General features: G+C 62.4%; 24 protein-coding genes, 1 other RNA gene and 1 pseudogene. 5 read left to right on the top strand and 21 right to left on the bottom strand.

Annotated elements, in window-relative coordinates:
• The 12 genes from H6B51_RS11115 to murD form a co-directional block, all read right to left on the bottom strand.
• A partial coding sequence (locus tag H6B51_RS11115) for a 2-hydroxyacyl-CoA dehydratase family protein (RefSeq protein ID WP_204883755.1) occupies positions 1-980 on the bottom strand: 980 nt, incomplete at its 3' end.
• Entirely contained in the window at positions 977-2,257 is a 1,281-nt protein-coding gene (locus H6B51_RS11110; RefSeq protein ID WP_204883754.1) for a 2-hydroxyacyl-CoA dehydratase subunit D, read from the bottom strand. The genes H6B51_RS11115 and H6B51_RS11110, both read right to left, overlap by 4 nt.
• 191 nt (positions 2,258-2,448) lie before the next feature.
• Positions 2,449-3,327 carry a DNA/RNA non-specific endonuclease gene (locus tag H6B51_RS11105; RefSeq protein ID WP_204883753.1) on the bottom strand — a complete coding sequence of 293 codons (879 nt, stop codon included), beginning with the start codon at positions 3,325-3,327 and terminating at the stop codon, positions 2,449-2,451.
• Positions 3,324-3,734, bottom strand: a complete 411-nt coding sequence (locus H6B51_RS11100; RefSeq protein ID WP_204883752.1) for a hypothetical protein — start codon at positions 3,732-3,734, stop codon at positions 3,324-3,326. The genes H6B51_RS11105 and H6B51_RS11100 overlap by 4 nt, the downstream gene beginning before the upstream one ends.
• Before the next feature lie 2 nt (positions 3,735-3,736).
• Positions 3,737-5,716 carry an NAD-dependent DNA ligase LigA gene (ligA, locus tag H6B51_RS11095; protein WP_204883751.1) on the bottom strand — a complete coding sequence of 660 codons (1,980 nt, stop codon included), beginning with the start codon at positions 5,714-5,716 and terminating at the stop codon, positions 3,737-3,739.
• Positions 5,658-6,347, bottom strand: coding sequence for a VanZ family protein (locus tag H6B51_RS11090; protein WP_204883750.1), 690 nt, complete (start codon positions 6,345-6,347; stop codon positions 5,658-5,660). Before H6B51_RS11090 ends, ligA begins: the two co-directional genes overlap by 59 nt.
• Positions 6,348-6,455: 108 nt before the next feature.
• Positions 6,456-7,112, bottom strand: coding sequence for a sporulation protein YunB (yunB, locus tag H6B51_RS11085; protein WP_243421262.1), 657 nt, complete (start codon positions 7,110-7,112; stop codon positions 6,456-6,458).
• A gap of 42 nt (positions 7,113-7,154) precedes the next feature.
• A complete protein-coding gene (locus H6B51_RS11080) occupies positions 7,155-8,402 on the bottom strand; it encodes a methionine gamma-lyase family protein (RefSeq protein ID WP_204883749.1) in 1,248 nt (415 codons plus the stop codon).
• Positions 8,403-8,464: 62 nt separating this feature from the next.
• The gene (locus H6B51_RS11075) at positions 8,465-9,460 is read right to left on the bottom strand and encodes a M42 family metallopeptidase (RefSeq protein WP_204883748.1); all 996 of its coding nucleotides are present in this window, start codon (positions 9,458-9,460) and stop codon (positions 8,465-8,467) included.
• A 4-nt stretch (positions 9,461-9,464) separates the two neighbouring features.
• A complete protein-coding gene (locus H6B51_RS11070) occupies positions 9,465-10,487 on the bottom strand; it encodes a M42 family metallopeptidase (protein ID WP_204883747.1) in 1,023 nt (340 codons plus the stop codon).
• Positions 10,484-11,497: a zinc-binding metallopeptidase family protein gene (locus tag H6B51_RS11065; RefSeq protein WP_204883758.1), complete on the bottom strand. Its 1,014-nt coding sequence runs from the start codon at positions 11,495-11,497 to the stop codon at positions 10,484-10,486. Before H6B51_RS11065 ends, H6B51_RS11070 begins: the two co-directional genes overlap by 4 nt.
• A gap of 110 nt (positions 11,498-11,607) precedes the next feature.
• A complete protein-coding gene (gene murD, locus H6B51_RS11060) occupies positions 11,608-12,999 on the bottom strand; it encodes a UDP-N-acetylmuramoyl-L-alanine--D-glutamate ligase (RefSeq protein WP_204883746.1) in 1,392 nt (463 codons plus the stop codon).
• 117 nt (positions 13,000-13,116) lie between these two features.
• Between murD and rnpB the strand changes: the two genes are divergently transcribed.
• Together rnpB and H6B51_RS11050 are read left to right on the top strand one after the other, a co-directional pair.
• An RNA gene (gene rnpB, locus H6B51_RS11055) (RNase P RNA component class A) lies at positions 13,117-13,572 on the top strand.
• 347 nt (positions 13,573-13,919) lie between these two features.
• Positions 13,920-14,561 (top strand): MerR family transcriptional regulator, encoded by a 642-nt coding sequence (locus H6B51_RS11050; protein WP_204883745.1) that lies wholly within the window; start codon positions 13,920-13,922, stop codon positions 14,559-14,561.
• A gap of 49 nt (positions 14,562-14,610) precedes the next feature.
• Here the strand turns inward: H6B51_RS11050 and H6B51_RS11045 are convergent, their stop codons facing one another.
• From H6B51_RS11045 to H6B51_RS11020, 6 genes are all read right to left on the bottom strand, one after another.
• Positions 14,611-15,339 (bottom strand): YebC/PmpR family DNA-binding transcriptional regulator, encoded by a 729-nt coding sequence (locus tag H6B51_RS11045; protein ID WP_204883744.1) that lies wholly within the window; start codon positions 15,337-15,339, stop codon positions 14,611-14,613.
• A 69-nt stretch (positions 15,340-15,408) separates the two neighbouring features.
• Positions 15,409-16,206, bottom strand: coding sequence for a Nif3-like dinuclear metal center hexameric protein (locus tag H6B51_RS11040; protein ID WP_204883743.1), 798 nt, complete (start codon positions 16,204-16,206; stop codon positions 15,409-15,411).
• Positions 16,194-16,907, bottom strand: coding sequence for a tRNA (adenine(22)-N(1))-methyltransferase (locus H6B51_RS18140; protein ID WP_204883742.1), 714 nt, complete (start codon positions 16,905-16,907; stop codon positions 16,194-16,196). The genes H6B51_RS11040 and H6B51_RS18140 overlap by 13 nt, the downstream gene beginning before the upstream one ends.
• A 77-nt stretch (positions 16,908-16,984) precedes the next feature.
• Complete coding sequence (locus H6B51_RS11030) at positions 16,985-17,191, bottom strand: DUF1858 domain-containing protein (RefSeq protein WP_204883741.1); 207 nt, start codon at positions 17,189-17,191, stop codon at positions 16,985-16,987.
• 132 nt (positions 17,192-17,323) lie between these two features.
• Positions 17,324-18,685 carry a DNA repair protein RadA gene (radA, locus tag H6B51_RS11025; protein ID WP_204883740.1) on the bottom strand — a complete coding sequence of 454 codons (1,362 nt, stop codon included), beginning with the start codon at positions 18,683-18,685 and terminating at the stop codon, positions 17,324-17,326.
• A 62-nt stretch (positions 18,686-18,747) separates the two neighbouring features.
• Complete coding sequence (locus tag H6B51_RS11020) at positions 18,748-19,455, bottom strand: N-acetylmuramoyl-L-alanine amidase (protein WP_204883739.1); 708 nt, start codon at positions 19,453-19,455, stop codon at positions 18,748-18,750.
• Between the two features lie 133 nt (positions 19,456-19,588).
• Here H6B51_RS11020 and H6B51_RS11015 point away from each other — a divergent pair, with 133 nt between their 5' ends.
• From H6B51_RS11015 to H6B51_RS11005, 3 genes and pseudogenes are all read left to right on the top strand, one after another.
• Positions 19,589-20,068 carry a NanQ anomerase/TabA/YiaL family protein gene (locus H6B51_RS11015; RefSeq protein ID WP_243421261.1) on the top strand — a complete coding sequence of 160 codons (480 nt, stop codon included), beginning with the start codon at positions 19,589-19,591 and terminating at the stop codon, positions 20,066-20,068.
• A 106-nt stretch (positions 20,069-20,174) separates the two neighbouring features.
• On the top strand, positions 20,175-20,639 hold the full coding sequence (locus H6B51_RS11010; RefSeq protein ID WP_243421260.1) for a spore coat protein CotJB: 465 nt from the start codon (positions 20,175-20,177) through the stop codon (positions 20,637-20,639).
• Positions 20,639-20,830: pseudogene (locus H6B51_RS11005) on the top strand (manganese catalase family protein); the annotation flags it as partial. The gene H6B51_RS11010 and the pseudogene H6B51_RS11005, both read left to right, overlap by 1 nt.
• Here the strand turns inward: H6B51_RS11005 and H6B51_RS11000 are convergent.
• From H6B51_RS11000 to H6B51_RS10990, 3 genes are all read right to left on the bottom strand, one after another.
• Entirely contained in the window at positions 20,788-22,419 is a 1,632-nt protein-coding gene (locus H6B51_RS11000) for a recombinase family protein (protein WP_418055069.1), read from the bottom strand. The pseudogene H6B51_RS11005 and the gene H6B51_RS11000 overlap by 43 nt on opposite strands.
• 311 nt (positions 22,420-22,730) lie before the next feature.
• A complete protein-coding gene (locus tag H6B51_RS10995) occupies positions 22,731-24,254 on the bottom strand; it encodes a recombinase family protein (RefSeq protein ID WP_204883737.1) in 1,524 nt (507 codons plus the stop codon).
• Entirely contained in the window at positions 24,214-24,471 is a 258-nt protein-coding gene (locus tag H6B51_RS10990; RefSeq protein ID WP_204883736.1) for a hypothetical protein, read from the bottom strand. Before H6B51_RS10990 ends, H6B51_RS10995 begins: the two co-directional genes overlap by 41 nt.
• Between the last annotated feature and the right edge of the window lie 270 nt (positions 24,472-24,741).

Here is a 24,741-nt window from a genome sequence, read left to right as displayed (position 1 = left end):
CCGGTGGGCAGGATCACCCCCGCCACCAGGTTTTTGTCTCTGTCCAGAATGGCCACGTCGGTGCTGGTGGAGCCGCTGTCGATCCCCACATAGTAATGGCCGTTGCTCATGACCCTTCCTCCCTCTCTCACGCCCATGATCTCCGGAGCAAGAGTCTCGGCAAAGGCCTCCAGCCGGGTGCGCAGCTGTCCGCTGCTCTGGACGGTGTAGTCTGACTCCAGCTTCAGCATGGGGACGGTGAGCTCCCCCCGGAGCTGGGCGTATTCAAAGCCGTAGTAGTCGCAGAATTTCACGGTGTGGTAGATGACCCCCTTCAGGTGGGGGTCCTGGGTGAGCCGCCGCCGGCCGGAGTTGTCCGCCATACGCATACAGGGCAGCTGCTCCAGCAGGGCCCCGGCGTACCAGTCCATGAGGGAATCGAAGTCCCCTCCCGCCGGAGGCATGGCCACATCCCGGTTGTGGACGCAGGTGTCGTTGCGCACCGGCAGGGGCATTGCCTCTTCCATCATCCGGAACAGGGGCTCCCCCACCCTTCCCCCCAGCACGCTGAGGTAGGGCTCCGTAGGCCGGGGGTTGGGGGCAAAGGCTCCCCGGAAGGCTTTTTCATCAAAGCTTGTGCCCTTATACGCCCCGTAGGCCTTGGCCAGCCGCAGCAGCTCGGCTTTGGTGCGCTCTCGGGCGCAGTCTCCCCCGCAGTGGAGCATGTCCATCAGGAAGAGGAAGTCCAGCTTCCCGTGCTCCAGCAGCACATCGTAGGCCGAGCGGATGGTGTCGCAGCAGTTGACCAGCACCAGCTCCCGCACCTCCCCCGACAGGCAGGCCTCCAGCACCGCCTTGCCAAAGCCGCACAGGTTGGGGTGGCTCACCTGATCGCTGCGGTCGAAGCTGTCCGCCATGCCGTCCAGCACGGCGCACTGTCCGCCAAAGGCGGACAGAAGCTCCACTGGGGTATATTTACAGATATAGTGCGTAGTGCTCATGCCCTCTCCCCCTGTTCCGCCTTCAGCATCTCCACAAAGGCCTCCAGCCGGGTGGCCAGCTGGCCCTCCCCGCCGTGGCTGCGGTCGCAGCCGTCCCCGTCCAGCACCAGGGTGGGGATGCCGGCCCGCTCCATGGTCTCCTTGCCCAGCTGGGCCCCGCCCAGGGTGTGCTTGCACCCCCAGTGGCAGAACCAGATGGCCCCGTCGGCCTTTACCTGCCGGGCCACCTGGATGGCCCGTTCAATCCGCCGGGACACCGGCCCGTTGAAGGGCGAGTACACCACCCGCTGGGCCATGGCCTCATAGGGGTCCTTGGAGAACTGGGGCAGGATGCCCTCGTAGCACATATCGCAGCCCACGATCTGGGCCTGGGGGTTGAAGTCCAGGGCGGAGTGCAGGGGCTCCATCCAGAAGGGGATGGTGTGCAGCCACAGCAGCCGCACCCCCCGGGCGGGAGGGGCTTTCTCTACCTCCTCCAGACAGCGGAGGGTGTAGGCCTCGGTCTCCCGGGAGCCCAGCAGGTTGTGGAGGGCGAAGGCGGAGAACATCTCCCCGGTGGCCTCCCCCAGCAGCAGCTTGTCCGCCTTGCGGGTCAGGTACCGGTCATAGTTGGCCAGGCTGCGGACGCTCCGGGCCACCGTCTCCTCCAGCAGGTCCTGATCCAGCTTTTTGCCGGTGTGCTGCTCCAGAAAGGCCACCATCTGCCGCAGCTGCCCGGCTACGTAGTCCACCGCCCCCTGGTCGGCGGCGTAAGGCACGTCCACCACGAACTGGGGCACGTCAAAGTGCTCCGCCAGCCGGCGGAAGGTGAGCATATTGGCGTCGCAGGCCAGGGTGGTATTGAGGATGAACCGGGGCCTGGGCATCAGGCCCTTCTCCGCCGCCCCGATAAACGCCTTGTGATAGGAGCAGAAGGTCTCGGGCAGGCCCTCGCTCTCAGCGTACTGGAGGAAGGACTGCTCGGCCTGGGTGCCCGAGAGAAAGCACCCAAACCCCTCGCAGGAGTATGGGTGCAGTCCCAGGGCCAGCAGGGGCTCGCAGGGGAGGAACAGGCTGGCCATAGCCGCCTTCTCCGGGTGGACCAGGGGGGCGATCATGGAGTCCATGGTCTGCACCGCCGCCATCTGGGCCGCCCGGTTCACCCCCCTGCCGGGGGCCAGCTGAAGTTGCAGTTTTTTGGCCCGGTAGCCGGTGGCAAGCCACCGCCGGGCGCTCTCCGGGTCCTTGTCGCACCGGGTCTGGACCCAGGCGCCAAAGGACGTGACAATATCTCTCATGGGGTACCTCGCTTGCGTTGGAGTCTGTGTTTGGACGGGAAGAGCAGGATGAGAGTGGAGATACGGTGCTGGTTTGCCTGTAGGGGCGACCTGCGGTCGCCCGGCTGCACTGGTCTGGGAAACGGGGCAGCGGGCGGCCACAGGCCGCCCCTACAATTCCCTGCCCGCATGTCCAGGGTTTGAGAAAGGGTTCAGGGCTTGCAGATGCCGCAGGGGGAATAGCCCTGGTCGATCAGGGTCTGCCGGTCGCCGGTGTAATCCTGCCGGTTGGCATCGCTCATGCTCTCCACGCCGGAGCAGTCGGGCAGGTGAAACTTTTTGGAGCTGGTGTTGAGGACATAGCTGGTCTCCCCGCCGGTGGTCTGGGGCAGCTCCTCTCCCGCCAGGGCGCTGAGGCCGGTGGCGTAGTCGATGGTGATACCGGGCTGATTGTTGTAGGCGTAGACGCAGAAGGTGACCCCTTCCCCGCTGTCCTCCACACTGTAGCCCTCCATCAGCACCCCCCGGGCCACCAGCTCCTCCCCCTCAAAGATGGGGGTCACCCGGTAGAGCACGTGGTTTTCCGTCTCTTTTACGTAGTCGGCCACCAGGTTCTCAAAGGGGAGCATCCCGTCCACGTTGAGGGCCCGGGTGCCGGTGATGAGATTTTTCTCGTTGGCGTTCTCCCCGGTGAGCTGGAAGCCGATGAGGTGACAGCGGTTGTACAGGTACTTGCCGTCTACGCTGTCGTACTGGACACTCTGCCAGCCGGTGGGCTTGATCTGGCTGATGCTCTCCCGGTCCCCGGTGGGCATCAGGTCCACCCCCACGCAGGCGTAGGCCACCCCGCAGCGGCCCAGGCTGTCCAGGTCGCTGTAGGTCTCAAAAGAGGTGGTGGTATAGTCCTCCTCTGTAAAGTAAGGCTGGTTGTCATTTACCGTCACATAAGGCTCGCCGGCATACTCCGGCAGGCTGGACAGGTCGTAGGAGGGGGCGGCGGTCTGTCCGCCCCCGGCCATCTGGCCGCAGCCGCTGAGCAGCAGGGCGCACAGCAACAGCAGCACAGACAGCCCACGGGATAGGCGTTTCATCTGGTATAGACCTCTTTCGTCAGCAATTTGTGGGAGTGGCCGGGAAATTCCACCGTACTCCGCAGCACAAACCCGGCGGAAACCGGGTCGAAATCCAGCCTGGCGTCGGCGGGATAGACCCGGTTCCACCTGTAAAGGATGATTCCTTTCGTATCCTTGAGATAAGGGGCCAAGGGGGGAAATTCCGCGAAGCAAAGGTCCTCCTCCCCCGCCGCCTGGAGAAAGTCCTCCCCCACCACGGCGTTGGGGGGCAGAGGGTCAAACTGCCGGGCGGTATAGGGGTTCATTCGCAGGGGCCGATCCCCCGCCGCCGTCAGCAGGTCGGCCCGGAGCGCCCGGTCCATGCTCTGCCTGCGGCCGCCGAAGGCCATGCCCCCCTTGTCGTCCACACACACCACCAGGATCATGATCAGCCCTCCAGCAGGGCCATCAGCTCCGCCTCGGTGAGGACGGGGATACCCAGGTCGTTGGCCTTCTTCAGCTTGGACCCGGCGGCCTCCCCGGCCACCACATAGCTGGTCTTTTTGGACACCGAGCCGGACACCTTGCCCCCCTGGGCCTCGATGAGGGCGGCGGCCTCCTTCCGGTCCATAGTGGGCAGGGTGCCGGTGAGCACGAAGGTCTTACCCGCCAGAGCGTCCCCCACCGGAGCCTCGGTGCTGTCAAAGGACACTCCGGCCTCCCGCAGGGCGTCGATGAGGTGGCGGCTCTGGTCACTGGCAAACCAGTCCAGCAGGCTCTGGGCCGTGATCCCGCCGATGTCGGGGACAGCGATAAGCTCCTCCTGGGTGGCAGCCATCAACGCGTCCAGGGTCCCGAATCGGGCGGCCAATACCTTTCCCGCCTTCTGGCCCACCTGCCGGATACCGAAGGCGAAGAGCAGCCGCCCCAGCCCGGCGGATTTGGACTTCTCAATGGCGGCCATGAGGTTTTCTGCGCTCTTTTTGCCCATGCGCTCCAGGGGCTCCACCTGGGCGGCGGTGAGGCTGTACAGGTCGCCGGGGCCGGACACCAGCCCCGCCCCCACCAGGGCCTCCACCACGGCGGGGCCCAGCCCCTCGATATCCATGGCGTCCCGGCTGGCAAAGTGGACCAAATGCCGCAGCCGTTGGGCGGGGCACTCGGCCCCCGTGCACCGAATATGGGCCCCGTCCTCATCCCGGACCACCGGAGCCCCGCACACCGGACAGTGGTCGGGCAGATGGTAGGGGGCCGTGCCCTCGGGCCGCTTATCCTTGAGGACCGACACGATCTCCGGGATGATCTCCCCCGCCTTCTGCACCAGCACGGTATCTCCGATGCGGATGTCCTTCTCGGTGATGAAGTCCTGGTTGTGGAGGGTGGCGTTGGTGACGGTTGTGCCTGCAAGGCGTACAGCCTTTACAATCGCCTTGGGCGTAAGCACGCCGGTGCGGCCCACCTGCACCACGATATCCTCCACCACGCTCTCCTTCTGCTCGGGGGGATACTTGTAGGCGGCGGCCCACCGGGGGAATTTGGCGGTGGAGCCCAGGGTCTCCCGCTGGGCCAGGTCATTGACCTTAATGACCGCCCCGTCGATGTCAAAGGGGAAGTCCTCCCGGCCGTCTCCCAGGGCGGCCACCCGCTCCGCCGCCTCCTGAATGGAATGACAGGTGTAATGGGGAATCACTTTAAAGCGCTGCTCCCGCAAGTATTCCAGGGTTTCAGTGTGGGTGGTGAAGGTCCTGCCCTCCGCCCACTGGATGTTGAATACCCGGATATCCAGCTTCCGGGAGGCGGCGATCTTGGGATCCAGCTGTCGCAGAGAACCCGCCGCCGCGTTCCGGGGATTGGCAAACAAGGGCTCCCCGTTCAGTTCCCGCCGGGCGTTGAGCTGTTCAAAGCTTTTCTTGGGCATAAACACCTCTCCCCGGACGATGAGAGAGGGCAGGGCCTCCGGCAGACGCAGGGGGATGGAGGGGATGGTTTTCAGATTTTCCGTCACATCCTCCCCCACCTGGCCGTCGCCCCGGGTAGCTCCCCGGACAAAAAGGCCGTTCTCGTACTCCAGAGCCACCGACAGCCCGTCCACCTTGGGCTCCACGTCGTACTCCACCCCGGCGGGCAGGGCTTCCCGCACCCGCTGGTCAAAGTCGCCCAGCTCCTCCACCGAGAACACGTCCTGAAGGCTCTCCAGAGGCACCCGGTGGCGTACCTCGGCAAAGCCGTCGGCCACCTTGCCCCCCACCCGCTGGGTGGGAGAGTCAGAAGTGATCAGCTCCGGATATTTTGCCTCCAGCTCCTCCAGCCGGCGGAGCTTGTGGTCGAAATCGTAGTCGGACATGCTGGGGTTGTCCAGCACATAATACTCATAGTTGGCCTGCTCCAGTTCCCGGCGCAGGTCCAGGATCTCCTGTTTCTCGTCCATGACGGACCTCCACTTGAAATCTTCGGGTCAGTTTGGGGGCAATCTTGCCAAGCAGCAGGGCCACAAGCCCACCCAGGAACGCCCCCAGGGTATTGAGGATCAGATCGTCCACGTCGGTGGAACGGTTGACAAAGAGCTGCAAAAACTCCACGGCCAGAGACGTACAGAAGCCCACCGCCAGCCCCTTCCACCAACGGGGCCGCCACAGCAGGTTGGGAAAAAAGCCCACGGGCACAAAGATCAGGGCGTTGGCCAGGGCCATATAAAAGGTCCAGCTCCCCGGATGGAGGAAGGGCTGGTAGAAATAGGGCCGCCAGCCGATATACTGAACCGACTCCCACAGGGGCGTGATGGGGAAAAAGGCGGTCTCCCCCCGGAGGGCTGCCTGCCAGTGGTATACCGTCCAGAAGTTGGAGGGAAACACCGTCAGGGCGGCCAGCCCGGCGCAGAACAGCACAAAGACCAGCAGGCCCGCCTCCCGGACCGGGGAGCTGCCCAGCCCCCGGCGGGCCAACCGGCCCCGCCGCCGGGGCAGCAGGGCCAGAAAGGCCCCCGCCCCAAGGACCATACAGGGCAGCATCTGCTTGACATAATCCCAGGTGATCTCCGCATACCAGAGCAGGGTATTCATCGTAAAACCGCCTCCTTTTCCCTATCATACCACAGGGAAAGAGGGCCATGTCTTACGCTTTTCTTACGAACCCGGAACGATCCCCCGTGGGATACCGGACCGCCCCTATCACTGCCCCAGGTAGGTCTGGGGCACCTCTCCCACCAGCAGGGTCTCCGCCAGGCACACCTGTGCGGACACCTGGGCGGTCTCCTGCCCTCCGGGGACCAGCAGGGTGAGCTCCACGCTCACGTCCAGCAGGAGCTGGTGGAGGGTCTGGTTGATGCCCTGGGCGGTGAACCGGTTGGAAAACTCCGCCTGGGGCACCGCCGCCGTCACCACACGCACCGGCACCGACGGTCCCCAGCCGGCGGCCACCGCCAGGCCGGTGAGGCTGCCTAGAGGCACCCCCAGGGTCTTGGCGTCCAGCCCTTCCACCTGCTCCAGCACCTGAGACAGAATGTCGGTACGCAAGGTATTTAGCTTCACAGAGTCCACCGTCAAAAGGGTTACCCGCCCGGCATCGTCCCGCTCCAGGGTGACCAGGTCGGCGTAATCCACCCCCTGGCGGGCCATGGACTGGGCCACCGCCTCGTTGAGGATGGCGGTGACCTGGTTCTGCACCCTGAGGCTGGCCAGGGCGGTGACCGCGGGCCGCAGGGCTCCGTCGATCAGGCAGATCACGGCCAGGGCCAGAGCCACTCCCAGGGCGGCTGCGGCCAGCAGCGGACCCCTCCCCTGCCTTGTCCTCCGGGGAAAAAAACGACCTATCCGGAGCCCCTTCAACCAAATCACCCCCGGCACAGGTTATGCCGGGGCTGGCCCGTCTTATACCTTCAGCAGCTCGTTCACCGCCAGCATGACGCCAGCCTTGCCGCTCTCGTAGGTAAGCCCTCCCTGGAGATAGGCGGTATAGGGCTCCCGCATGGGGGCGTCGCAGGACAGCTCGATGGAGGCCCCCTGGATGAAGGCTCCGGCAGCCATGATGACCTGGCTGTCATAGCCCGGCATGTCCCAGGGCTCCGGGGTGACGAAGGAGTCCACCGGAGCCCCGAACTGGATGCCCTTGCAGAACTTCTTCAGGGGATCGGGGGCGCCGAAGTGGATCATCTGGATGATATCGTGGCGCATCGCGTCAGAGGCCGGGTCCACCTGGTAGCCCAACAGCTCCATCATCCGGGCGGCGAAGACCGCAGTCTTTACCGCCTGAGCGGTGGTGTGGGGAGCCAGGAACAGTCCCTGGTACAGGCTGCGGTTGGCCCCGAAGGTGGAGCCGCACTCCTTGCCGATGCCCGGGGTGGTGAGCCGCATGGCGGCCCCCTCCACCAGATCACGGCGTCCGGCGATGTAGCCGCCGGTGGGGGCCAGACCGCCGCCGGGATTCTTGATGAGGGAGCCCACCACCAGGTCGGCTCCCACCTGGGTGGGCTCCATGGTCTCCACGAACTCTCCGTAGCAGTTGTCCACCAGCACGGCGGCGTTGGGGTTGTTGTCCTTCACCACGCGGGCCAATGCCCCGATCTCCTCCACCGACAGGGAGGCCCGGGTGGCGTAGCCCTTGGAGCGCTGGATGAGCACCGCCTTCACCCGGGGGTCTTTGACCGCCTCCGCCAGGGCGGCGGGGTCTGGAGCATTGTCAAGTAGTTCCACTTGCCTGTATTCGATGCCGTAGCTTTTCAGGGAACCGGGGCCCTTGTCTACCACCCCGATGACCCCAAGCATGGTGTCATAGGGAGCCCCCACGGCGGACACCAACACATCGCCGGGTTTCAGGGCCCCGAAGAGGGCGCAGGTGATGGCGTGGGTGCCGTTGACGAACTGCACCCGCACCAGGGCGTCCTCGGTGCCGAAGATCTCGGCGTAGATCTGGTCCAGGGTGTCCCGGCCCAGGTCGTCGTAGCCGTAACCGGTGGTACCGGCAAAGTGGGCCTCGGCCACCCGGAACTTCTGGAAGGCGGAGAGCACCTTCTGGGTGTTCTCCTCGGCGATGGCGTCGATGCGGGCGTACTGCTCCGCCAGATCGGCCTGGGCCTGGGCGGCCAGGGCTTTCACTTTATCACTTATCTGTAAAGTCATATTACTTGCTTCATCCTGTTCTATCTGTGTTTGCGGGTTAGGCGGGCCGCTCCTGGTACCGGTCAGTCCAGGCTGTCCCGGGCGAAGGCGGCCACCAGGGCGGCGCAGGCCTGGGCGTCGTCCAGATCGGCCGCTTCCATGGGGGTGTGGACATACCGGGTGGCCACCGAGATGCCCCCGGTGTACACCCCCGCCCGGCTCTGGTGGATGGCTCCGGCGTCGGTGCCGCCGAACCGGAGGATGTCACGCTGGTAAGGGATTTCCCTTGCCTGTGCAAGCGCCTCCAGGCGTTTCACCACCTTGGGATGGCAGATCACAGAGCTGTCCATCACCTTGATGGCCGCCCCCTTCCCCGCCGCGCTGGAGCACTCATGGGGGGCGTCGGGGATGTCGTCGGAGTCGGTGACGTCCACGGCAATGCCGTAGTCCGGGTCGATGCCATAGGCGGCGGTGCGGGCCCCCCGGAGCCCCACCTCCTCCTGGACGGTAAAGACGAAATAGAGGTCGTTGGGACTCTCCCCCACCTGCTCCATGGCCTTGAGCAGGATGGCGCAGGCGATCCGGTCGTCCAGATAGGGGGAGAACAGGGTGCTGCCCGACACAAAGGCGGGGGTGTCGTACACGGCGATGTCTCCCACCTGCACCATGGCTCTGGCCTGGGTCTCATCCCTTGCGCCTACGTCAATGTAAAGGTGTTCCAGTTTCCAGTCCTTGGGCTCCACCTTCCCCTGGACGGCCACCACGCCCCGGGTGCCGTTCTTGAAGCGGACGGGGGTGCCGGGCAGGTCGTGGGGGGACAGCCCTCCCACCTGGCCGAAGCGGAGGAAGCCCTTTTCATCGATGTGGGTGACGATCATGCCGATGGAGTCCATGTGGGCGGCGAACATCACCTTTTTGCCACTGCCCTTTTTGTGGCAGATCAGGCTGCCCAGGGGGTCGGTGGTGATCTCGTCCACCCAGGGCTCGGCCATGGCCCGGATGGCGGCGGCCACTTCTCCCTCGTCCCCCGAGGGGCCGTGGCAGGCGTTGAGGGCTTTTACGATGTCAAACAGTTCCATATGGTCAGTCCTCCTTGGACAAATGGGTGATAAAAGCCCGGGTCAGGGCCAGCATGGCCTGAGCGTCCTCCAGGCGGGCCAGGGACACAGGGGTATTCGGGTAGCGCACCGGCAGGGCCAGGGCCGCTGTCCGCACGCCGGTGGCCGCCCGCTGGACCGCCATGGCGTCCCCCTTGCCGGAGATGTCCTCACGGAGCTGCCAGGGGATGGCGTGGGCCTCCGCCAAGGAGCGCAGGGTCTCAAAGAGGCCCCGGTCCGCCAGCACTCCCTGGTCCATGAAGGGCAATACCACACCCTTGCCCAGGGCGCAGCCCCGCCGGTGGGCGGGGACCCCGGGCAGGTCGGCGGCGGAAGCCCCCTCCAGCACCAGGGCCACCTCCGGGCGCACCGAAAAGGCGGCCCCGAAGGCCCCCCGGGCCCCTACCTCCCGCTGGGCGGTAAAGACGAAGGTACAGTCCATGGGCAGCTCCTCCGCCAGCAGCGTCAGCAGCACGGCGCAGCCCATGCGCCCGCCCAGGGCCCTGCCCTTCAGCAGGTTCCCCAGGGCCTCGGGGGGGCAGTCAAAGGCGGCCACGTCCCCCAGATGGACCAGCTTTTGGGCCTCTTCCTTGTTTTTGGCCCCAATGTCCAGATAAAAGTCCTCCAGCTTGGGGACGTTCTTCTCCTCGTCCCGGCCCACCAGGTGGTAGGCCTTCAGCCCCACCACGGCGGGCAGGCAGTTGGGCCCCACCAGCACTCGCTTGCCCAGCAGCACCCGGCGGTCGATCTGGCCCACGGCGTCAAATTTCAGATAACCCTCGTCGGTAATGGCGCGCACCATCAGCCCCGGCTCGTCCATGTGGGCGGTGAGCAGCAGCTTGCTGCCGGTGGGCTTTTCGCCTTTTTTAAAGGCGATGACGTTGCCCATGGCGTCCACCCTGAGCTGGTGGGCCAGCGGCCCGGCCTGGTCCAGGATGAAGTCCCGTACCCGGTCCTCCCAGCTGGATACCCCGGGCAGGGCGCATAATTGTCTCAGCAGTTCCTTCACAGCGGCCCCTCCTTTCCCAGATCGGTCACAAAGGCGGCCAGCAGGGCGGCGGTGTGCTCCAGATCGTCCAGGGACAGGGTCTCAATGGGGCTGTGCATATACTTCAAAGGCACCGAGAGCACGGCAGTGGCCACCCCTTCCCGGCTGATCTGCATCTCCCAGCCGTTGGTGCCGGTGTGGCCGGACATGATCTCCTGCTGACAAGGGATCTTCCTTTCCACTGCCTTGTCCAGCAGGCGTTTGGTCATCCACCGGGTCATGTTGGGCCCCACCCCCACGGCGGGGCCGCCCCCCAGGACAAAGGTCTTGTCCGCCGGGCCGTCTGGGGTGCGGCCATGGGTCACGTCCACCGCCACGCAGCAGTCGGGCCGGACGGCCCAGGTGCCCACGGTGGCCCCCGCTCCGGAGACCTCCTCCCGGGTGGAGCCCATCACATATACGTCCACGTCCAGCGCCCGGTCCTTCAGCAGCTCCATGCACCGCAGCAGAGTGGCAAAGCAGGAGCGGTCGTCCATGGCCTTGCCGCACATCTGCCCCTCTCCCAGAGGGAAGCAGGACCCCCGGTACACCATGGGGGTACCGATGAGCTCCTCCGCCTGGGCCTGGGTCAGGCCGGCGTCCACCACCAGCTCTGTAATGGGGATAGACTTGTCAGTATCCGCCTGGTGAGGGCCTGGGGCTGCCACGATCCCCACCATAGGGGGCTCGGTCAGGATGGTGAGCTCCCGGCCGGGAAGCATCCGGGGGTCCACCCCGCCGATGGTGCGGAACCGGAGAAAGCCCTCCTCCGCCCCGGTGACCATCAGGCCGATCTCGTCCAGATGGGCGTCCAGCAGCACCTTTTTGGCCCCTTCCCTGCCGCACCGGCGGACGCCCAGCAGGTTGCCCATCCGGTCCACCCAGGTCTCGTCCACAAAAGGCGCTAAGAAGTCCCTGGCCGCCTGGGCGGCCGGGGATTCAAAACCGGAGGGGGCCGTGCAGCCGCACAGCCCCTCCAGCGTCTGTCTCATATCCAAAATGTCAGTTCCTCCTTCGTGGGGCGGGGCGTCCGGAGGCCGCCCCCTACCGCAGTTCGTAGGGGCCGGCGTCCCCGACGGCCCGCCAAACCCTTGTGTCCTGGTCAGGCCAGTCCGTAGATGATCTTCTTGAAGGCGGCGCCCCGCTCCATAAAGTTCTTGAACTTGTCAAAGGAGGCACAGGCCGGGGACAGGATGACCACGTCTCCGGGCTGGGCGGCCTGGTGGGCGGCCAACACCGCCTGCTCAAAGTCGTCGATGACATGGATGGGCAGAGCCGCCGGGAGATAATCGGGAGTGGCCTCCACCGCCTCTTTGATCTTCTGGGCGGTATGACCTGTCAGGAACAATTCCTTTACATGCGCTGTGATCTCAGGGCCCAGAACGTCAAAGGGGATGTGCTTGTCATAGCCGCCGGCGATGAGGATCACCTTCTGCTGGAAGGAGCGCAGACCGGCGATGGTGCGGGAGGGACTGGAGGCGATGGAGTCGTTGTAATACTTCACGCCCCGCAGGGTACGCACCAGCTCGATGCGGTGCTCCACCCCGGCGAACTTCTGGGCAAAGGTGCGGATCACCTGGTCGGGCACCAGACCGTCCAGGGCGGTGATGGCCGCCATGTAATTCTCCACGTTGTGCTCGCCGGGCAGCAGGATGTCGGCCACCGGCAGCACCGGGCGTTCGTGCATCTGGTTGCGCACCCAGGTCACCCCGTCCCGGAGGAAGGCTCCCCGCTCCGGCTCCGTTGTCCGGCTGAACATGGCCACCCGGCCGGGGGCCTCGTCGGCAAAGCTCCGGGTGATCTCGTTATCGGCGTTGACCACCAGCAGGCCACCCTCGTCCTGGTGGAGGAAGATGTTCTCCTTGGCCCCGATGTACTCCTCCATGGACGTGTGTACGTCCAGGTGGTTGGGGGCCAGGTTGGTGACCACGGCGATATCAGGGCTTTGCTGCATGGTCATCAGCTGGAAGGAGGACAGCTCCAGCACCGCCACGTCGTCCGGCTCCATGCCGTCCACGTCAGGCAGCAGGGGCTTGCCGATGTTGCCCCCCACATAGGCGGTCTGGCCGGCGGCCTTCAGCAGCTCGGCAATGATGGTGGTGGTGGTGGTCTTTCCGTCGCTGCCGGTGACGGCGATGGTCTTGCAGGGGCAGACCTGGAAGAACACCTCCATCTCAGAGGTCAGGATGGCCCCCTTCTGAAGGGCGGCCACCAGCTGAGGCAAATCGGGCCGCATCCCGGGGGTACGGAAAATGACCTCAAAATCCAGATCCTCCAGGTAGTCCTCTCCCAGCTTCAGAGTGGCTCCCAGGCTCTCCAGCTCCTCCGCCAGGCCGGCAAAGGCGCTCATGGGCTTTTTATCGCAGGCGGTGACCTTGATCCCCGCCCGGAGCAGCATTTTAATCAGGGGGGTATTGGACACGCCGATGCCGATGACGGCCACCCGCTTGCCCTTCAGTCTGGACAGGTATTCCTGTATGGCGGAACGCTTCATGGACAGTTCCTCCTTTTCTTTGTTTAACCAATTTATTATATCCCACTTGGCGGAAAAAAGCAAACAGAGTTGGGGTTTGATTTGACAATCCGGCGGGGATAGGGTAAAATAGTCGGGCAAGCAAGCTGGACAGCCGCGCGGCCGGGGGGAAACGCCCGGCTGTGAGGAAAGTCCGGGCTCCACAGGGCAAGGATAACGGGTAACACCCGCCGGGGGCGACCCTAGGAAAAGTGCAACAGAGATATACCGCCTCGGCCCATATGGGGCCCCCGCGAAAGCGTTTGCTTTCGTGGGGAGAGGAGGCGCAGCGGAAGGAGCGAGCTTTGCCGCTTGCGGCGAAGCGAGGGATCTGGAGCTTGCGCCGACGAGGTAAGGGTGGAAAGGCGAGGTAAGAGCTCACCCGATGGCGTGCCAAGCGTCCATCGCTGTAAACTCTATCCGGAGCAACGCCGTGGAGGGACATGAGGCCGGCCCGGCCGTCCCGGGGAGGCGGCTTGAGCGTACCGGCAACGGTGCGTCGAGATAGATGGCTGTCTTAAAGGACAGAACCCGGCTTACAGGCTTACTTGCAGATACGGCGGCCCGGAGCGTGCAGCTCCGGGCCGTGTGACTGTCGGAAAAGTCCCTTGGCCTTTTCCGACAAAAGGTTGCATGACAGCCAGACCTCGATTTCTTGTGAAATTGTCGGTCTGTCCGTCATGAGAAGTCTCATTTCCAAGGCGCATGTCCTTGGAAATGACGGATTTTGATTTTATTTTGCCGCCTGCGGGCGGCAAAACTCTGCGAGGCTCCCTGTAGGGGAAATTTTTCGACACGCTGGCGGCCCGGAGCGTGCAGCTCCGGGCCGTGTTTTTTATGGGAAACCCTTGACTCTTCCCTTACGTCAGATGGTACACTGGACTTACCAAGGAGGGATGGCCATGAAGATCAAAGAGGTATGCGCCCAGACGGGACTCACCGAACGGGCGGTGCGGTTTTATGTCCAGGAAAAGCTGGTGGCCCCCCAGGCCCAGCGCCGGGGCGGGCGGACCTGGCTGGACTTCTCCCCTGCCGACGTGGACCGGCTGCGGGCCATCGCCACCCTGCGGAAGGCGGGCTTTACGCTGGAGGAGATCCGCTCCATGGGGGCGGATTTCCGGGGAAACGCCCCCAACGCCGCCTTTGCCCTGCGGCGGCGGCTCCAGGAGGCGCTGGACGCCTATGACAAGCTCCGCTTTACCGACACCGCCCAGGCCTCTGGCCTGGAGGACTACGCCGCCCTGCTGGAGCGGGAGGTGTCCGCCCGGGAGCTGCCCGCCGCCGACCAGCGGGGGCCCCTCTCCCGGCTGAACTGGGCCTCCATCTGGGAGACCCTGTGCATGATCCTGGCGGTGATCCTGGCCTGGCGGCTGTACGCCTGGCTGGTGGACGCCCTTTCCCGGGTCTCCGATCTGTTCTTCTTCGTCTTTATGAACGTGCTGGTGGTGCTGATCCCCTTTCTGGTGGTGTTCCTGCCCGTCGCACTGGTACTGGGCAGCAAGGCGGGCAAGTGGCTGTACCGGCATCTGGAATATGTGCCCTGACAGGAAAGGGGCCTGCCGTTATCCGGCAGGCTCCTCTTTATGCGTAAATTCAGTCCTGATCCCAGTTGTGCCACACGTTCTGCACGTCGTCGTTGTCCTCCAGCAGGTCAATGAGCTTCTCCATGTTCTTGATGTCGTCCTCATTTTCCAGCTTGACGTAGTTCTGGGGCACCATCTCCACGGCGGCCTGGACGAAGGTGTAGCCCTTCTCCTCCATAGCGGCCAGGACGGTGCCGAAGGAATCTGGGTCGGTGTACACCTCGAAGACCTCGTCCTCCACCTGCATGTCGTCGGCGCCGCAGTCCAGGGCGTCCATCATGACGGTGTCCTCGTCCAGGTCCTCCTTCTCGATGACGATGACGCCCTTGCGGTCGAAGGACCAGGACACGCAGCCGGTGGCCCCCAGGCCCTTGCCGTACTTGTCCAGCAGGTGGCGCACCTCGGGGGCGGTGCGGTTGCGGTTGTCGGTGAGGGCGTCCACGATGACGGCCACGCCGGAGGGGCCGTAGCCCTCGTACACCACGTTCTCGTAGCTGTCGGTGTTGCCGGAGCCCAGGGCCTTGTCGATGGTACGCTTGATGTTGTCGTTGGGCATGTTGGCGGCCTTGGCCTTGGCAATGACGGTGGCCAGGCGGGAGTTGTTATTGGGGTCGCCGCTGCCGCCGGTCTTGACGGCCACGATCATCTCGCGGGCGATCTTGGTAAAGATCTGAGAGCGTTTGGCGTCAGCCGCGCCCTTGGTTTTCTGAATATTATGCCACTTGGAATGTCCTGACATGGTATCGTTCCCTTCTCGTCGAAAATCAGCGCAATCAGTTTATCACTTTTTCCGGAGCTTGGCAAGTGCTCACAGATAGGAAAACACCTCTTTGTGCGCCTGGGTGGTAAGCACCTCCACCTTGGGGAAGCCATCGGCCAGCCACTTGGCCAGCACGGGCACCACCACCTGCTCGGTGGGATAGTGTCCGGCGTCGATGAGGTTGACTCCCAAAGCCTTGGCGTCCAGGAAGCCGTTGTACTTCACGTCGGCGGTGACGAAGGTGTCGCACCCCATGGCCAGGGCGTCCTTGAGCATGTCGGCACAGGCGCCGCCCCCCACCGCCACCCGGCGCACCGGGCGGCGGGCATCCACGAACCGGACCCCGTTGGCCCCCAGGGCCTCCTTGACGAAGGCGGCAAAGGCGGGGGCGTACATGGGCACCCCGGCGGTATTGCCCACCCGACCGATCCCGTAGGGCCGGCCGGAGGCGTCCACCCCGTCCTGCTTCAGCTGCTCGATCTGGGTGAGGCCCAGCTTCTGGGCCAGGGCGTCGTTCACCCCGCCGCTCACCGCGTCCAGATTGGTGTGGGCGCAGATGGCGGCGATCCCCCCCTCGGCCAGGGCCAGCAGGGTGCGCCCGGTTGGATCGGCGTCGGTAATGGACTTGGCGGGGAAAAAGAGCACCGGGTGGTGAGACACGATGAGCTGGCACCCCAGCCCGGCGGCCTCGGCAGCCACCTCCTGGGTGATATCCAGACTCACCAGCACCTTATCCACCTGCCGGTCTCCCCGGCCCACCAGGAATCCGGCGTTGTCAAAGTCCATTTGCAGGGAAAACGGGGCCAACCCGTCCAGGTAGCGATAGATCTCTCTTACCGTTGCCACGATAACCACTCCTCTCTCAGTTCCAGCAGGCCGGTGTGGACCTGCTCCATCTCCGCCCGCCGGGGGCCGTCCTCCGGCCGGGTGGACCGGGCCAGGCCCTCCGCCGCCCGGGCGGTCTGGGCCACCAGCCGGTTCAAGTACTCCTCCCGCAGGGGAGCCTCCTCCCCCTTGCGCTGCCGCCCCGCCCAGGCCTCCGCCGGAGTCAGCTCCCCCATGGGGCCGGGCTGCACCACGAAAGTGGTGTATAGGGTGTCCCCTTCCCGGCTCAGCAGCTCACGGGCAATGGTGTAGCCGTGGGCCTGGAGCCACCGCCGCAGCTCGGGCTGGGCGCTCATGGGCTGGAGCAGCAACAGGCAGTCCGCCCGCCACACCCAGGGGGCGGCGGCCAGAATGTCCGCGATGGTCTCCCCGCCCATACCGGCGATGGCGATGGTGTCCGCCTCCCCGGGAGCCACCCCCGCCAGACCGTCGCACAGGCGGAAGTCCATCTGTTGGGTCAGGTTATATTTTTCCGCCGTAGCCCTGGCCCGGTCCAGAGGCCCCTTCCGCAGGTCGCAGGCCAGGGCCTTTGTGATGATCCCCCGTTGGAGGAGCCATGCCGGCAGATATGCGTGGTCAGTACCAATATCGGCGAATTTTGCCCCCGTCGGTACCTGCTCCGCCACCGAACGAAGCCGGGGGGTCAGCTGGATGGGACGCATCCCGGTCACCTCCGATCAACGATCACTCTTGTAAAGCAAAAAAGGAGCGGTTGAACCGCTCCTTTTCCGTTGCCTGATTACTGGGCATCCGCCATGTTGGCGTTCAGCTTGGCCAGCAGCTCGTTCACATCCACGCCGTGGACCATGCAGGCCTCCTCCACGGTCTCACCCCGGGAAGAGGGGCAGCCCAGGCAGTGCATGCCGATGGACAGGAAGATGGGAGCGGTCTGGGGCGCGATGTCCAGGATATCGCCGATGATGGTATCTTTCGTGATCTGAGCCATAGGGAGAATACCTCCAACTTTCTAGGATATCGGTAGTATATCCTATTTCCCGACATTTTGCAAGAGGAGATAAAAAAATAGCGGGGAGATATGATATTGACTTACGGCCAGTATCATATCTCCGCCCTTATCTCAGAGGAACGCCAGGGCCTCCCGGATGTTGCGCACCCGGATGAGCCGGAGGCCGTCCGGCACCTCCAGCTTGGCGCCGGTCCGCTGGGGCACCAGGCACTTGGTAAAGCCCAGCCGGTGGACCTCGCTGAGCCGCTGGCCCAGGGCGTTCACCGACCGCAGCTCCCCGGTGAGGCCCACCTCTCCGATGGCGGCCAGATCGCCAGGCACCGGCCGGTCCCGGAAGGAGGAGGCCAGGGCCACCACCATGGCCAGGTCGGCGGCAGGCTCGTCCAGAAACAGACCGCCGATGACGTTGATATAGGCGTCGCAGGAGCTGACCATCAGCCCGCCCCGCTTCTCCAGCACCGCCAGCAGCAGGTTCACCCGGTTGAAGTCAAAGCCGTTGGAGGTACGCCGGGGCACGTTGAAGCTGGTGGGGGCCAGCAGGGCCTGGACCTCCGCCAGCACCGGCCGCACCCCCTCCATGACACAGGTGACGCAGGTACCGGGGGCGTCCTGGGGCCGGCCGGACAGCAGCAGCTCCGAGGGGTTTGGTACCTCCGTCAGTCCCCCGTCTCCCATCTCGAATACCCCGATCTCGTTGGTGGCCCCGAACCGGTTCTTGGCTGCCCGGAGGATACGGTAGGAGTTTTGCTGCTCCCCCTCGAAGTAGAGCACACAGTCCACCATGTGCTCCAGCACCTTGGGCCCGGCGATGGAGCCCTCCTTGTTCACATGACCGATGACGAACACGGTAATCCCCCGGCCCTTGGCCAGGTTCATCAGAGCCAGGGTGCAGTCCTTCACCTGGCCCACGCTGCCCGGGGCGGCGGTGAGCTCGCTGTTGTACATGGTCTGGATGGAGTCCACGATGAGCACATCGGGCTTCAATTCCTCCACCGCCTCTACCACGTCCTCCAGGCTGGTCTCGGCCAGCAGGTAGAGTTCCCCGCTCCGCACTCCCAGCCGCTCGGCCCGCAGCTTGATCTGCCGCTCGGACTCCTCGCCGGAGACGTAGAGCACCTTGGCAAACCGGCACAGATTGTGGCAGATCTGGAGCATCAGGGTGGACTTGCCGATACCCGGCGCGCCTCCCACCAGCACCAGGGAGCCCTGGACGGCGCCGCCCCCCAGCACCCGGTCCAGCTCACTCATGCCGGTGGCGAACCGCAGCTCTTCGGTGGTCTCCACCTCCTCCATCCGCCGGGGCCGGGCCGCCCCATGGCGGGCGGGGGCGGAAGATGCCGCCGGGCTTTTGCGTTTGGTATCGGCGGGCTGCTCCACAATGGTGTTCCACGCCTTGCAGGCGGGGCACTGGCCCGCCCACTTGGGCAGCTCGTTGCCGCACTCAGTACAATAAAACATGGTTTTTGCTTTCACGGGCGAATACTCCTCCCCTTCTCTTGTGGTATGGGTCTATGGAGGGCGTCGGGGTGACGCCTCTACGAAATCAGCTTCTCCTCATACTGAAGCCACGCCCCGGTGAGGGCGGCGGCCAGCTGAAGCTGATAGCCCTCTGAGGTCAGCTTTGCCTCCTCCTCTGGGTTGGACAAAAAGCCGCATTCCACCAGGATGGCTGGGCGGGTGACATGGTTCATCAGGTAGACGGTATCCGGAATGGGCTTGGCCTGGCGACCGTTGTCCGGGTCCACCGCCTGGCGCAGCGCCTCCTGTGTGTAGGCCGCCCATTCCTGGCTGCCCGCCGTGGGGGCGTAAAAGACCTGGGCCCCGTGGTACTTGGAATTGGTGAACATATTCTGGTGGATGCTCAGCAGCACCCCGTAATCGGTCTCCTCCACCGCCGCCACTCGGTTTTTCAGGTCGGAGGTCTTTTTCTCCCGCAGAGTGTCCGCCGAGGGGTCATGGAGGGATATGTCCTCGCTCCGCAGCACCACCGCCGCCCGGCCGTATAGCCCCAGCAGCAGATCCATCCGCCTGGTAATGGCCAGGTTGATGGAGCTCTCGGGTACGCCGGTAAGGGAAACCGCTCCGCCGTCCTCCCCACCGTGGCCGGCGTCCAGCACCAGGGTGACCCCCGGCCGTCCGCCATACAGAAAGGTTTCTGCTGCCGGTTTTCCCCCATGGGCCAGAAAGTACAGGCTGCCCAGGGCCAGCGCCCACATCAGGGCCCACTTCCCCGCCAGTTTCATACCACTCCCCCCTATCCACTGGAGCATATGCGCCGCCCCGGCGGGATAGAAGGAGCCGTCCCCGCTATTCTACCATGAAGAGGCGGGATTGTCCAAGTTTCTGTTGCCTTTTCCCTGTTCAGGCGGTAAGATAATGGTATCAACGACGGAGGTGGTACCCATGATCATTGATAAGATCGAAAACGCGTCCCTTTATTACGGCCTGGGCGAGCGGTTCCAGCTGGCGCTGGAGTGGCTGGCAACGGTGGACCCCGATACCCTGCCCTCCGGGCAGAAGGTGGAGATCAAGGGAGACGAGCTGTACGCCACCCGGTTTGATGTGGACACCAAGCCCCCCGCTGACTGCAAGCTGGAGTGCCACAAGGACTATGCCGATATCCAGTTCGTGGTGTCCGGCACCGAGGGGATGGGCTATTCCCTGCCTGACGCTCCCCTGACTCAACTCAGCGAGTACACCCCGGACATCCAGTTCTTTACCACCGACTGGGATACCCTCACCATCCGGCCGGGCACCTTCTACATCGTCTGGCCTCAGGATCTCCACGCCCCCCGGGTGGCCCTGGGGGCCACCGGTCCGGTGACCGTCATTGTGGCCAAGGTAAAGCTGGTCTGATCTCCGGCCCCCGCCGCTGTCGGCGGGGGCCTTTTTCTGTCCCGCCGCATAGGATGGCTGGGGCGAAGAAACGCTCCATCCCAATCCATAAGAGGAGGGACACCCTTTGTATCACGAGAACAACGACTTGAAACCGGGCGTCTGTGAGGACGGCAGCGGTGCGCTGCCCCAGTGCGCGCCTTTGGCGGTGCCTTACGTGCCCTTTCAGCAGAATAGTCCCAAACGCTACAACCAGCAGGACGCCCTGTCCAACGGCACCCTGTTCCCCGGTCTGAATCTGCCCTTCCGTGTAAAGGAGGAGGCAGTAAAGGTACTGGGCACTCAGCTGGCAGAGCTCCAGGCCCTGGAGTTCGTGCTGCTGGAGCTTGGCCTTTACCTGGACACCCACTCTGACGACAAGGAGGCCTTTGCCCTCTTTCAGCAGTACTCCGCCCTGGAGCAGCAGGCCAGGACCAAGTATGAGGCGGCCCACGGCCCGGTGACCCAGTCCGCCGCAGCCAACGCCGCCGGCTGGTCTGCCTGGCTGGAGGGTCCCTGGCCCTGGAACGATCAGGAAGGGGGGCAAAAGTAATGTTTGTCTATGAGAAAAAGCTGCAATACCCGGTAAAGATCGCCAACCCCAACCCCAGGCTGGCCTCCTTCATCATCAGCCAGTATGGCGGGCCCGACGGCGAGCTGGGAGCCTCTCTGCGCTACCTGTCCCAGCGGTACGCCATGCCCTACCCCGAGCTCAAGGGTCTGCTCACCGACATTGGTACAGAAGGGTCATAATGACACCCGCTTTGGCGGCGGATATGGGCAATCGCATCCAGAACAAAGCGCCATTTGGCGGGCAGCAGGTTCAGCCGCACCTCCAGACGGCGGCCCGGATACACGATCATCGCATCCAGAATTTCTTTCTGAAAGGGCTCGTCCACTTCCCTGCCCAGCAGCGCCTTGAGGTGTGCTTTTACATCGCTCTGCAGCGTTTCAGTCTCATAGCTCAGCTGATCCCGTTCCCGGGCGGCACGCAGAGCAGCCTGAAGTTCCGCCAGCTGACAATCATAGCGTTCGTTCATCCATCTCATCTCCTCTTTCGTAATGTCTTTGGAAAAGAAGGCGTCCAGGATGCCTTCTTTTTTCTGCTTCACCTGCTGGATCTCATATTCCAGTTTTTCGGCGTTGTCCTCGCCGGTAGTTTCGCTGCGCTGGATCTCCGCCTTGGTGCAGGCGGTGACCTGCCCTGCGGCCCATCTGTGGGAAGTCAGAACAGCTCCTGCGGCGGTGTTCAGCACTTCATGAGCAAAGTCATCCCGGACGAGCTGGCCAATGTCGCAGCCTACTGCATTGCCCATAGGGTCCAGGTGGCTTGTCCCCTCCTGAACGGCGGTAAAGCAGCACCACTTCTTGGTGAATGTGCCGTTCTGGTAGTGCTTTTTCCGGGATACAAAGCTGCTGCCGCACAGTCCGCATTTGATCTTTCCAGAAAACACATAGCGGTTCCCATGGCCTATGCCTAACTGCCCATGGCGGTTCCGCCGGGCCAGTTCGGATTGCACCGTGTTCCAGAGATTACGGTCGATGATAGCCTCATGGTGGTTGGTAAGACAGACCTTTTCCTCAGCCCCGTAGTTATATTTCTTTTGATGGGTCAGATAGTCCGGGGTGTAGGTTTTCTTCTGCACCAGATCCCCCACATATTTTTCGTTTTTCAGAATTTTGATAATGTGGCCGTTATTCCACCGTGGGTTTCCAGTGTAAGTGAGAAATCCGGCCTCCCGCATCTCTCGGGCAATGATACTGGTCCCTTTCCCCTCTACCCCATATTTGTGAAAGATCAGCCGTACCAACTCGGCTCCCTCCGGGTTGATGGTCAGTGTTCCGTTCTTCACATCGTATCCCAGCATGGATCGCCCAAACACCACGCCGCGCTCCATCTGCCGGGTCTGGCCCCATTTGACACGGGTAGAGGTTTTCCGGCTCTCCTCCTGGGCAATAGAGCCCATGATAGACAAACGCAGCTCCGCATCCGGCTCCAATGTGTTGATGCCATCGTTCATAAAGAGAACGCCCACGCCCAGTGCCTTCAGCTCCCGAGTATAGCCGATGGTGTCCAGAATGTTCCGGGAGAAGCGGCTGACTTCCTTGGTGAGGATGATCTGGAACTTCCCCATCTTGGCATCGCTGATCATGAGATTAAACTGGACTCGCTTCTTGGTGCTGGTTCCAGTGATTCCTTCGTCGGCGTACACCTGGTACAACTCCCAATCCGGCTGGCGGTCAATGTACTCTTTAAAATATCGCTGCTGGGATGCAAAGGAGTTGGCCTGGTCCTCCTTGTCCGTTGACACCCGGCAGTAGCTTGCGACCATAATCATAGCGGTCACCTCCTGGTGGTATTATCCCAGAATGGTGACCGTTTGGCGAATGTGCAACCCCATACCTTCTCAATAAGATCCTATCCGTGGGGGAGTGTCAATTTTATTATACAATTAAACGAACATGTGTCAATTCATCTTTTGAACATACGAAGTGTCTGTTGCAAAGTGCGGTGCTTAAACCCAGACCTCAAATTTATACATTAAAAAGTTAGCAAGGACATCGAGATCAGATGTTCTTGCTAACTTTTTCTTTTGCTTGTCTTATAAGATTCTATTTTGCAACATACGGGTTGAGGGCCCTTTCATCCGGTAAATCGGAATACCTGGGGAAGGCAGTTGAGGCACAGCTCGATATGCCGGTCCGGGAATACTGTCAGATGGTCCAGCACCGTCTTGCAGAGCACCTCACTCTCTGTATCAAAACGCAACAGTGCGGCTACTTGAGATTGGATGGCATCTCTCATCTGCTGAATTTCATCGTCACGCCGCTTCCGCTCTGTTGCCTGTGCCAGACGATTCTGGAGCACATCTGATTGGATTTCATACCGCTTTTTCATAGCCAGCATATCCTCCTTGGAGATATCGCCAGAAAAATAAGAATCCATCACATTCTCCTTCTTCTTTTGGAGCTGCTCTAGTTTGAACTGCAACCGCTCTGGCGTGTTTGCTGTGCCTTCCCCTTCCCGTATAGCGTCCAGGGACAATGTGGTCACATTGTGGATGATCTCATGGGTATCCAGTGACAGGCTCTGCATGGCGATTTTCAGCATGTGCATCGCGTCATCATCCCGGATCAGCTTCCCAATGCTGCATGCGGCCCTTCCCTCACTTACAGCCGTACGGCAGCTCCAACGGCGGACTTTTGTACCACCCTTCAATGTTTTCATGCGGCTCACAAAACTAGCTCCGCACTGGGCGCATTTGATTTTCCCTGAGAATACATAGCGATTGGAGCGCCCGTCATCTTTAATCCCATGCTTATTGTTCTTCTGCATCCGAGCCTGGGCCAGATTCCAGATTTCCCGTGTGATGATCGGTTCATGGTGATCCTTCAGGCAAATGAACGGAACCTGCCCCTTGTTGGTACGCTTTTCGTGGGTAAGGTAATCAGGAGTGTAGGTCTTCTTCTGTACCAGATCACCCACATACTTCTCATTTTTCAGGATTTTGATAACGGCGCTGGGTTTCCACTTGCTGCTACCTAAGTATGTACGAAATCCCTCCCGCGTGAGAAACCGGGCAATTTCTGAGGTGCTCACCTGCTCTACCGCATACTTTTGAAAGATTAGCCGGACGATCTCTGCACCATGAGGCTCAACGGTGAGTTTGCCGCCATTGACTTCATATCCCAGCATAGATCGTCCGAACACCACTCCTTTTTCCATCTGGCGTGTCTGGCCCCAAACAACCCGGTTTGAGGTCTTACGGCTTTCATCCTGGGCCAGGGTCGCCATGATGGACAGACGCAGTTCTCCGTCGCCGTCCATGGTATTGATGTGATCGGTCAGGAATTCCACCGCCACGCCGATTCGTTTCAATTCCCGGGTGTAACTGAGTGTATCTACAATGTTGCGGGAAAACCGGCTTACCTCCTTGGTCAGGATCAACTGAAATTTTCCCTGGTGGGCGTCTTGGATCATACGGTTAAATTGGATGCGCTTGCGGGTGTTGGTTCCAGATATTCCCTCATCCGCATAAATCTCATATAATTCCCAATCTGGATTTTTTTCGATATATTCCTTAAAATAGCGTTGCTGGGATTCAAAGGAGTTTGCTTGATCCTCCTTATCCGTGGAAACCCGGCAATAGCTGGCCACCTGAATCATGGCAGCTCCCCTTTCTGCTGCATTTTTTGACCCATTTCCGGTGCTGCTGGTCCAGACAATCCTGGGCTTGGCGATACTGCATCTCATTCAGACGCCCTTGCTCCTTGAGTGCCAACAGCAGACCACCCTGCAAGAGGTACAGAAATGCGTGATCGGTTTCCTGGGTGATCTTGTGGTTATGCTCGATCTGTTCCAGAGAAGCATAGGGCTTTGTCATGCTGCCAGTCCTCCTTTCTATTTTATCGTATGCTGTATTGGTACAGGATTGACCATTTTGCCGCGAAGCCCAGGTTTCCTATCCCGCAGGTGAAGGTAGAACAGCAGATCATTGGTCGTCTTCAGAATGGTCGTTGCTAGGCAGCAGAATAAACAGAAAAGACTCCATAGCTAACCAGCCAAAGAAGGCTGCGGAGAAACTGTCGGGGAGCGTTGCTATTTCATAGTCACCAAACAGGATATCTGGGATGTGCATGGCTGCATCCAAGCA

It is taken from the genome of Pseudoflavonifractor phocaeensis, from assembly GCF_016901955.1.
Classification (GTDB): Bacteria; Bacillota; Clostridia; order Oscillospirales; family Oscillospiraceae; genus Flavonifractor; species Flavonifractor phocaeensis_A.
The sequence above is the reverse complement of the archived record's forward strand: the minus strand, read 5'-3'. Positions and strand labels throughout refer to the sequence as shown.

What these genes read in the sequence shown, in the direction of transcription:
- H6B51_RS11090 (WP_204883750.1), bottom strand. Translation starts at nt 6,347, where the DNA reads ATGAATACCCTGCTCTGGTATGCGGAGATCACCTGGGATTATGTCAAG.
- H6B51_RS11020 (WP_204883739.1), bottom strand. Translation starts at nt 19,455, where the DNA reads ATGAAACTGGCGGGGAAGTGGGCCCTGATGTGGGCGCTGGCCCTGGGC.
- H6B51_RS10995 (WP_204883737.1), bottom strand. Translation starts at nt 24,254, where the DNA reads ATGATTCAGGTGGCCAGCTATTGCCGGGTTTCCACGGATAAGGAGGAT.
- H6B51_RS18140 (WP_204883742.1), bottom strand. Translation starts at nt 16,907, where the DNA reads ATGCGTCCCATCCAGCTGACCCCCCGGCTTCGTTCGGTGGCGGAGCAG.
- H6B51_RS11015 (WP_243421261.1), top strand. Translation starts at nt 19,589, where the DNA reads ATGGTATCAACGACGGAGGTGGTACCCATGATCATTGATAAGATCGAA.
- H6B51_RS11100 (WP_204883752.1), bottom strand. Translation starts at nt 3,734, where the DNA reads ATGATCCTGGTGGTGTGTGTGGACGACAAGGGGGGCATGGCCTTCGGC.
- H6B51_RS11000 (WP_418055069.1), bottom strand. Translation starts at nt 22,419, where the DNA reads ATGGTCGCAAGCTACTGCCGGGTGTCAACGGACAAGGAGGACCAGGCC.
- H6B51_RS11105 (WP_204883753.1), bottom strand. Translation starts at nt 3,327, where the DNA reads ATGAAACGCCTATCCCGTGGGCTGTCTGTGCTGCTGTTGCTGTGCGCC.
- H6B51_RS11065 (WP_204883758.1), bottom strand. Translation starts at nt 11,497, where the DNA reads ATGAGACAGACGCTGGAGGGGCTGTGCGGCTGCACGGCCCCCTCCGGT.
- ligA (WP_204883751.1), bottom strand. Translation starts at nt 5,716, where the DNA reads ATGGACGAGAAACAGGAGATCCTGGACCTGCGCCGGGAACTGGAGCAG.
- H6B51_RS10990 (WP_204883736.1), bottom strand. Translation starts at nt 24,471, where the DNA reads ATGACAAAGCCCTATGCTTCTCTGGAACAGATCGAGCATAACCACAAG.
- murD (WP_204883746.1), bottom strand. Translation starts at nt 12,999, where the DNA reads ATGAAGCGTTCCGCCATACAGGAATACCTGTCCAGACTGAAGGGCAAG.
- H6B51_RS11045 (WP_204883744.1), bottom strand. Translation starts at nt 15,339, where the DNA reads ATGTCAGGACATTCCAAGTGGCATAATATTCAGAAAACCAAGGGCGCG.
- H6B51_RS11030 (WP_204883741.1), bottom strand. Translation starts at nt 17,191, where the DNA reads ATGGCTCAGATCACGAAAGATACCATCATCGGCGATATCCTGGACATC.
- H6B51_RS11075 (WP_204883748.1), bottom strand. Translation starts at nt 9,460, where the DNA reads ATGGAACTGTTTGACATCGTAAAAGCCCTCAACGCCTGCCACGGCCCC.
- H6B51_RS11050 (WP_204883745.1), top strand. Translation starts at nt 13,920, where the DNA reads ATGAAGATCAAAGAGGTATGCGCCCAGACGGGACTCACCGAACGGGCG.
- H6B51_RS11080 (WP_204883749.1), bottom strand. Translation starts at nt 8,402, where the DNA reads ATGACTTTACAGATAAGTGATAAAGTGAAAGCCCTGGCCGCCCAGGCC.
- H6B51_RS11110 (WP_204883754.1), bottom strand. Translation starts at nt 2,257, where the DNA reads ATGAGAGATATTGTCACGTCCTTTGGCGCCTGGGTCCAGACCCGGTGC.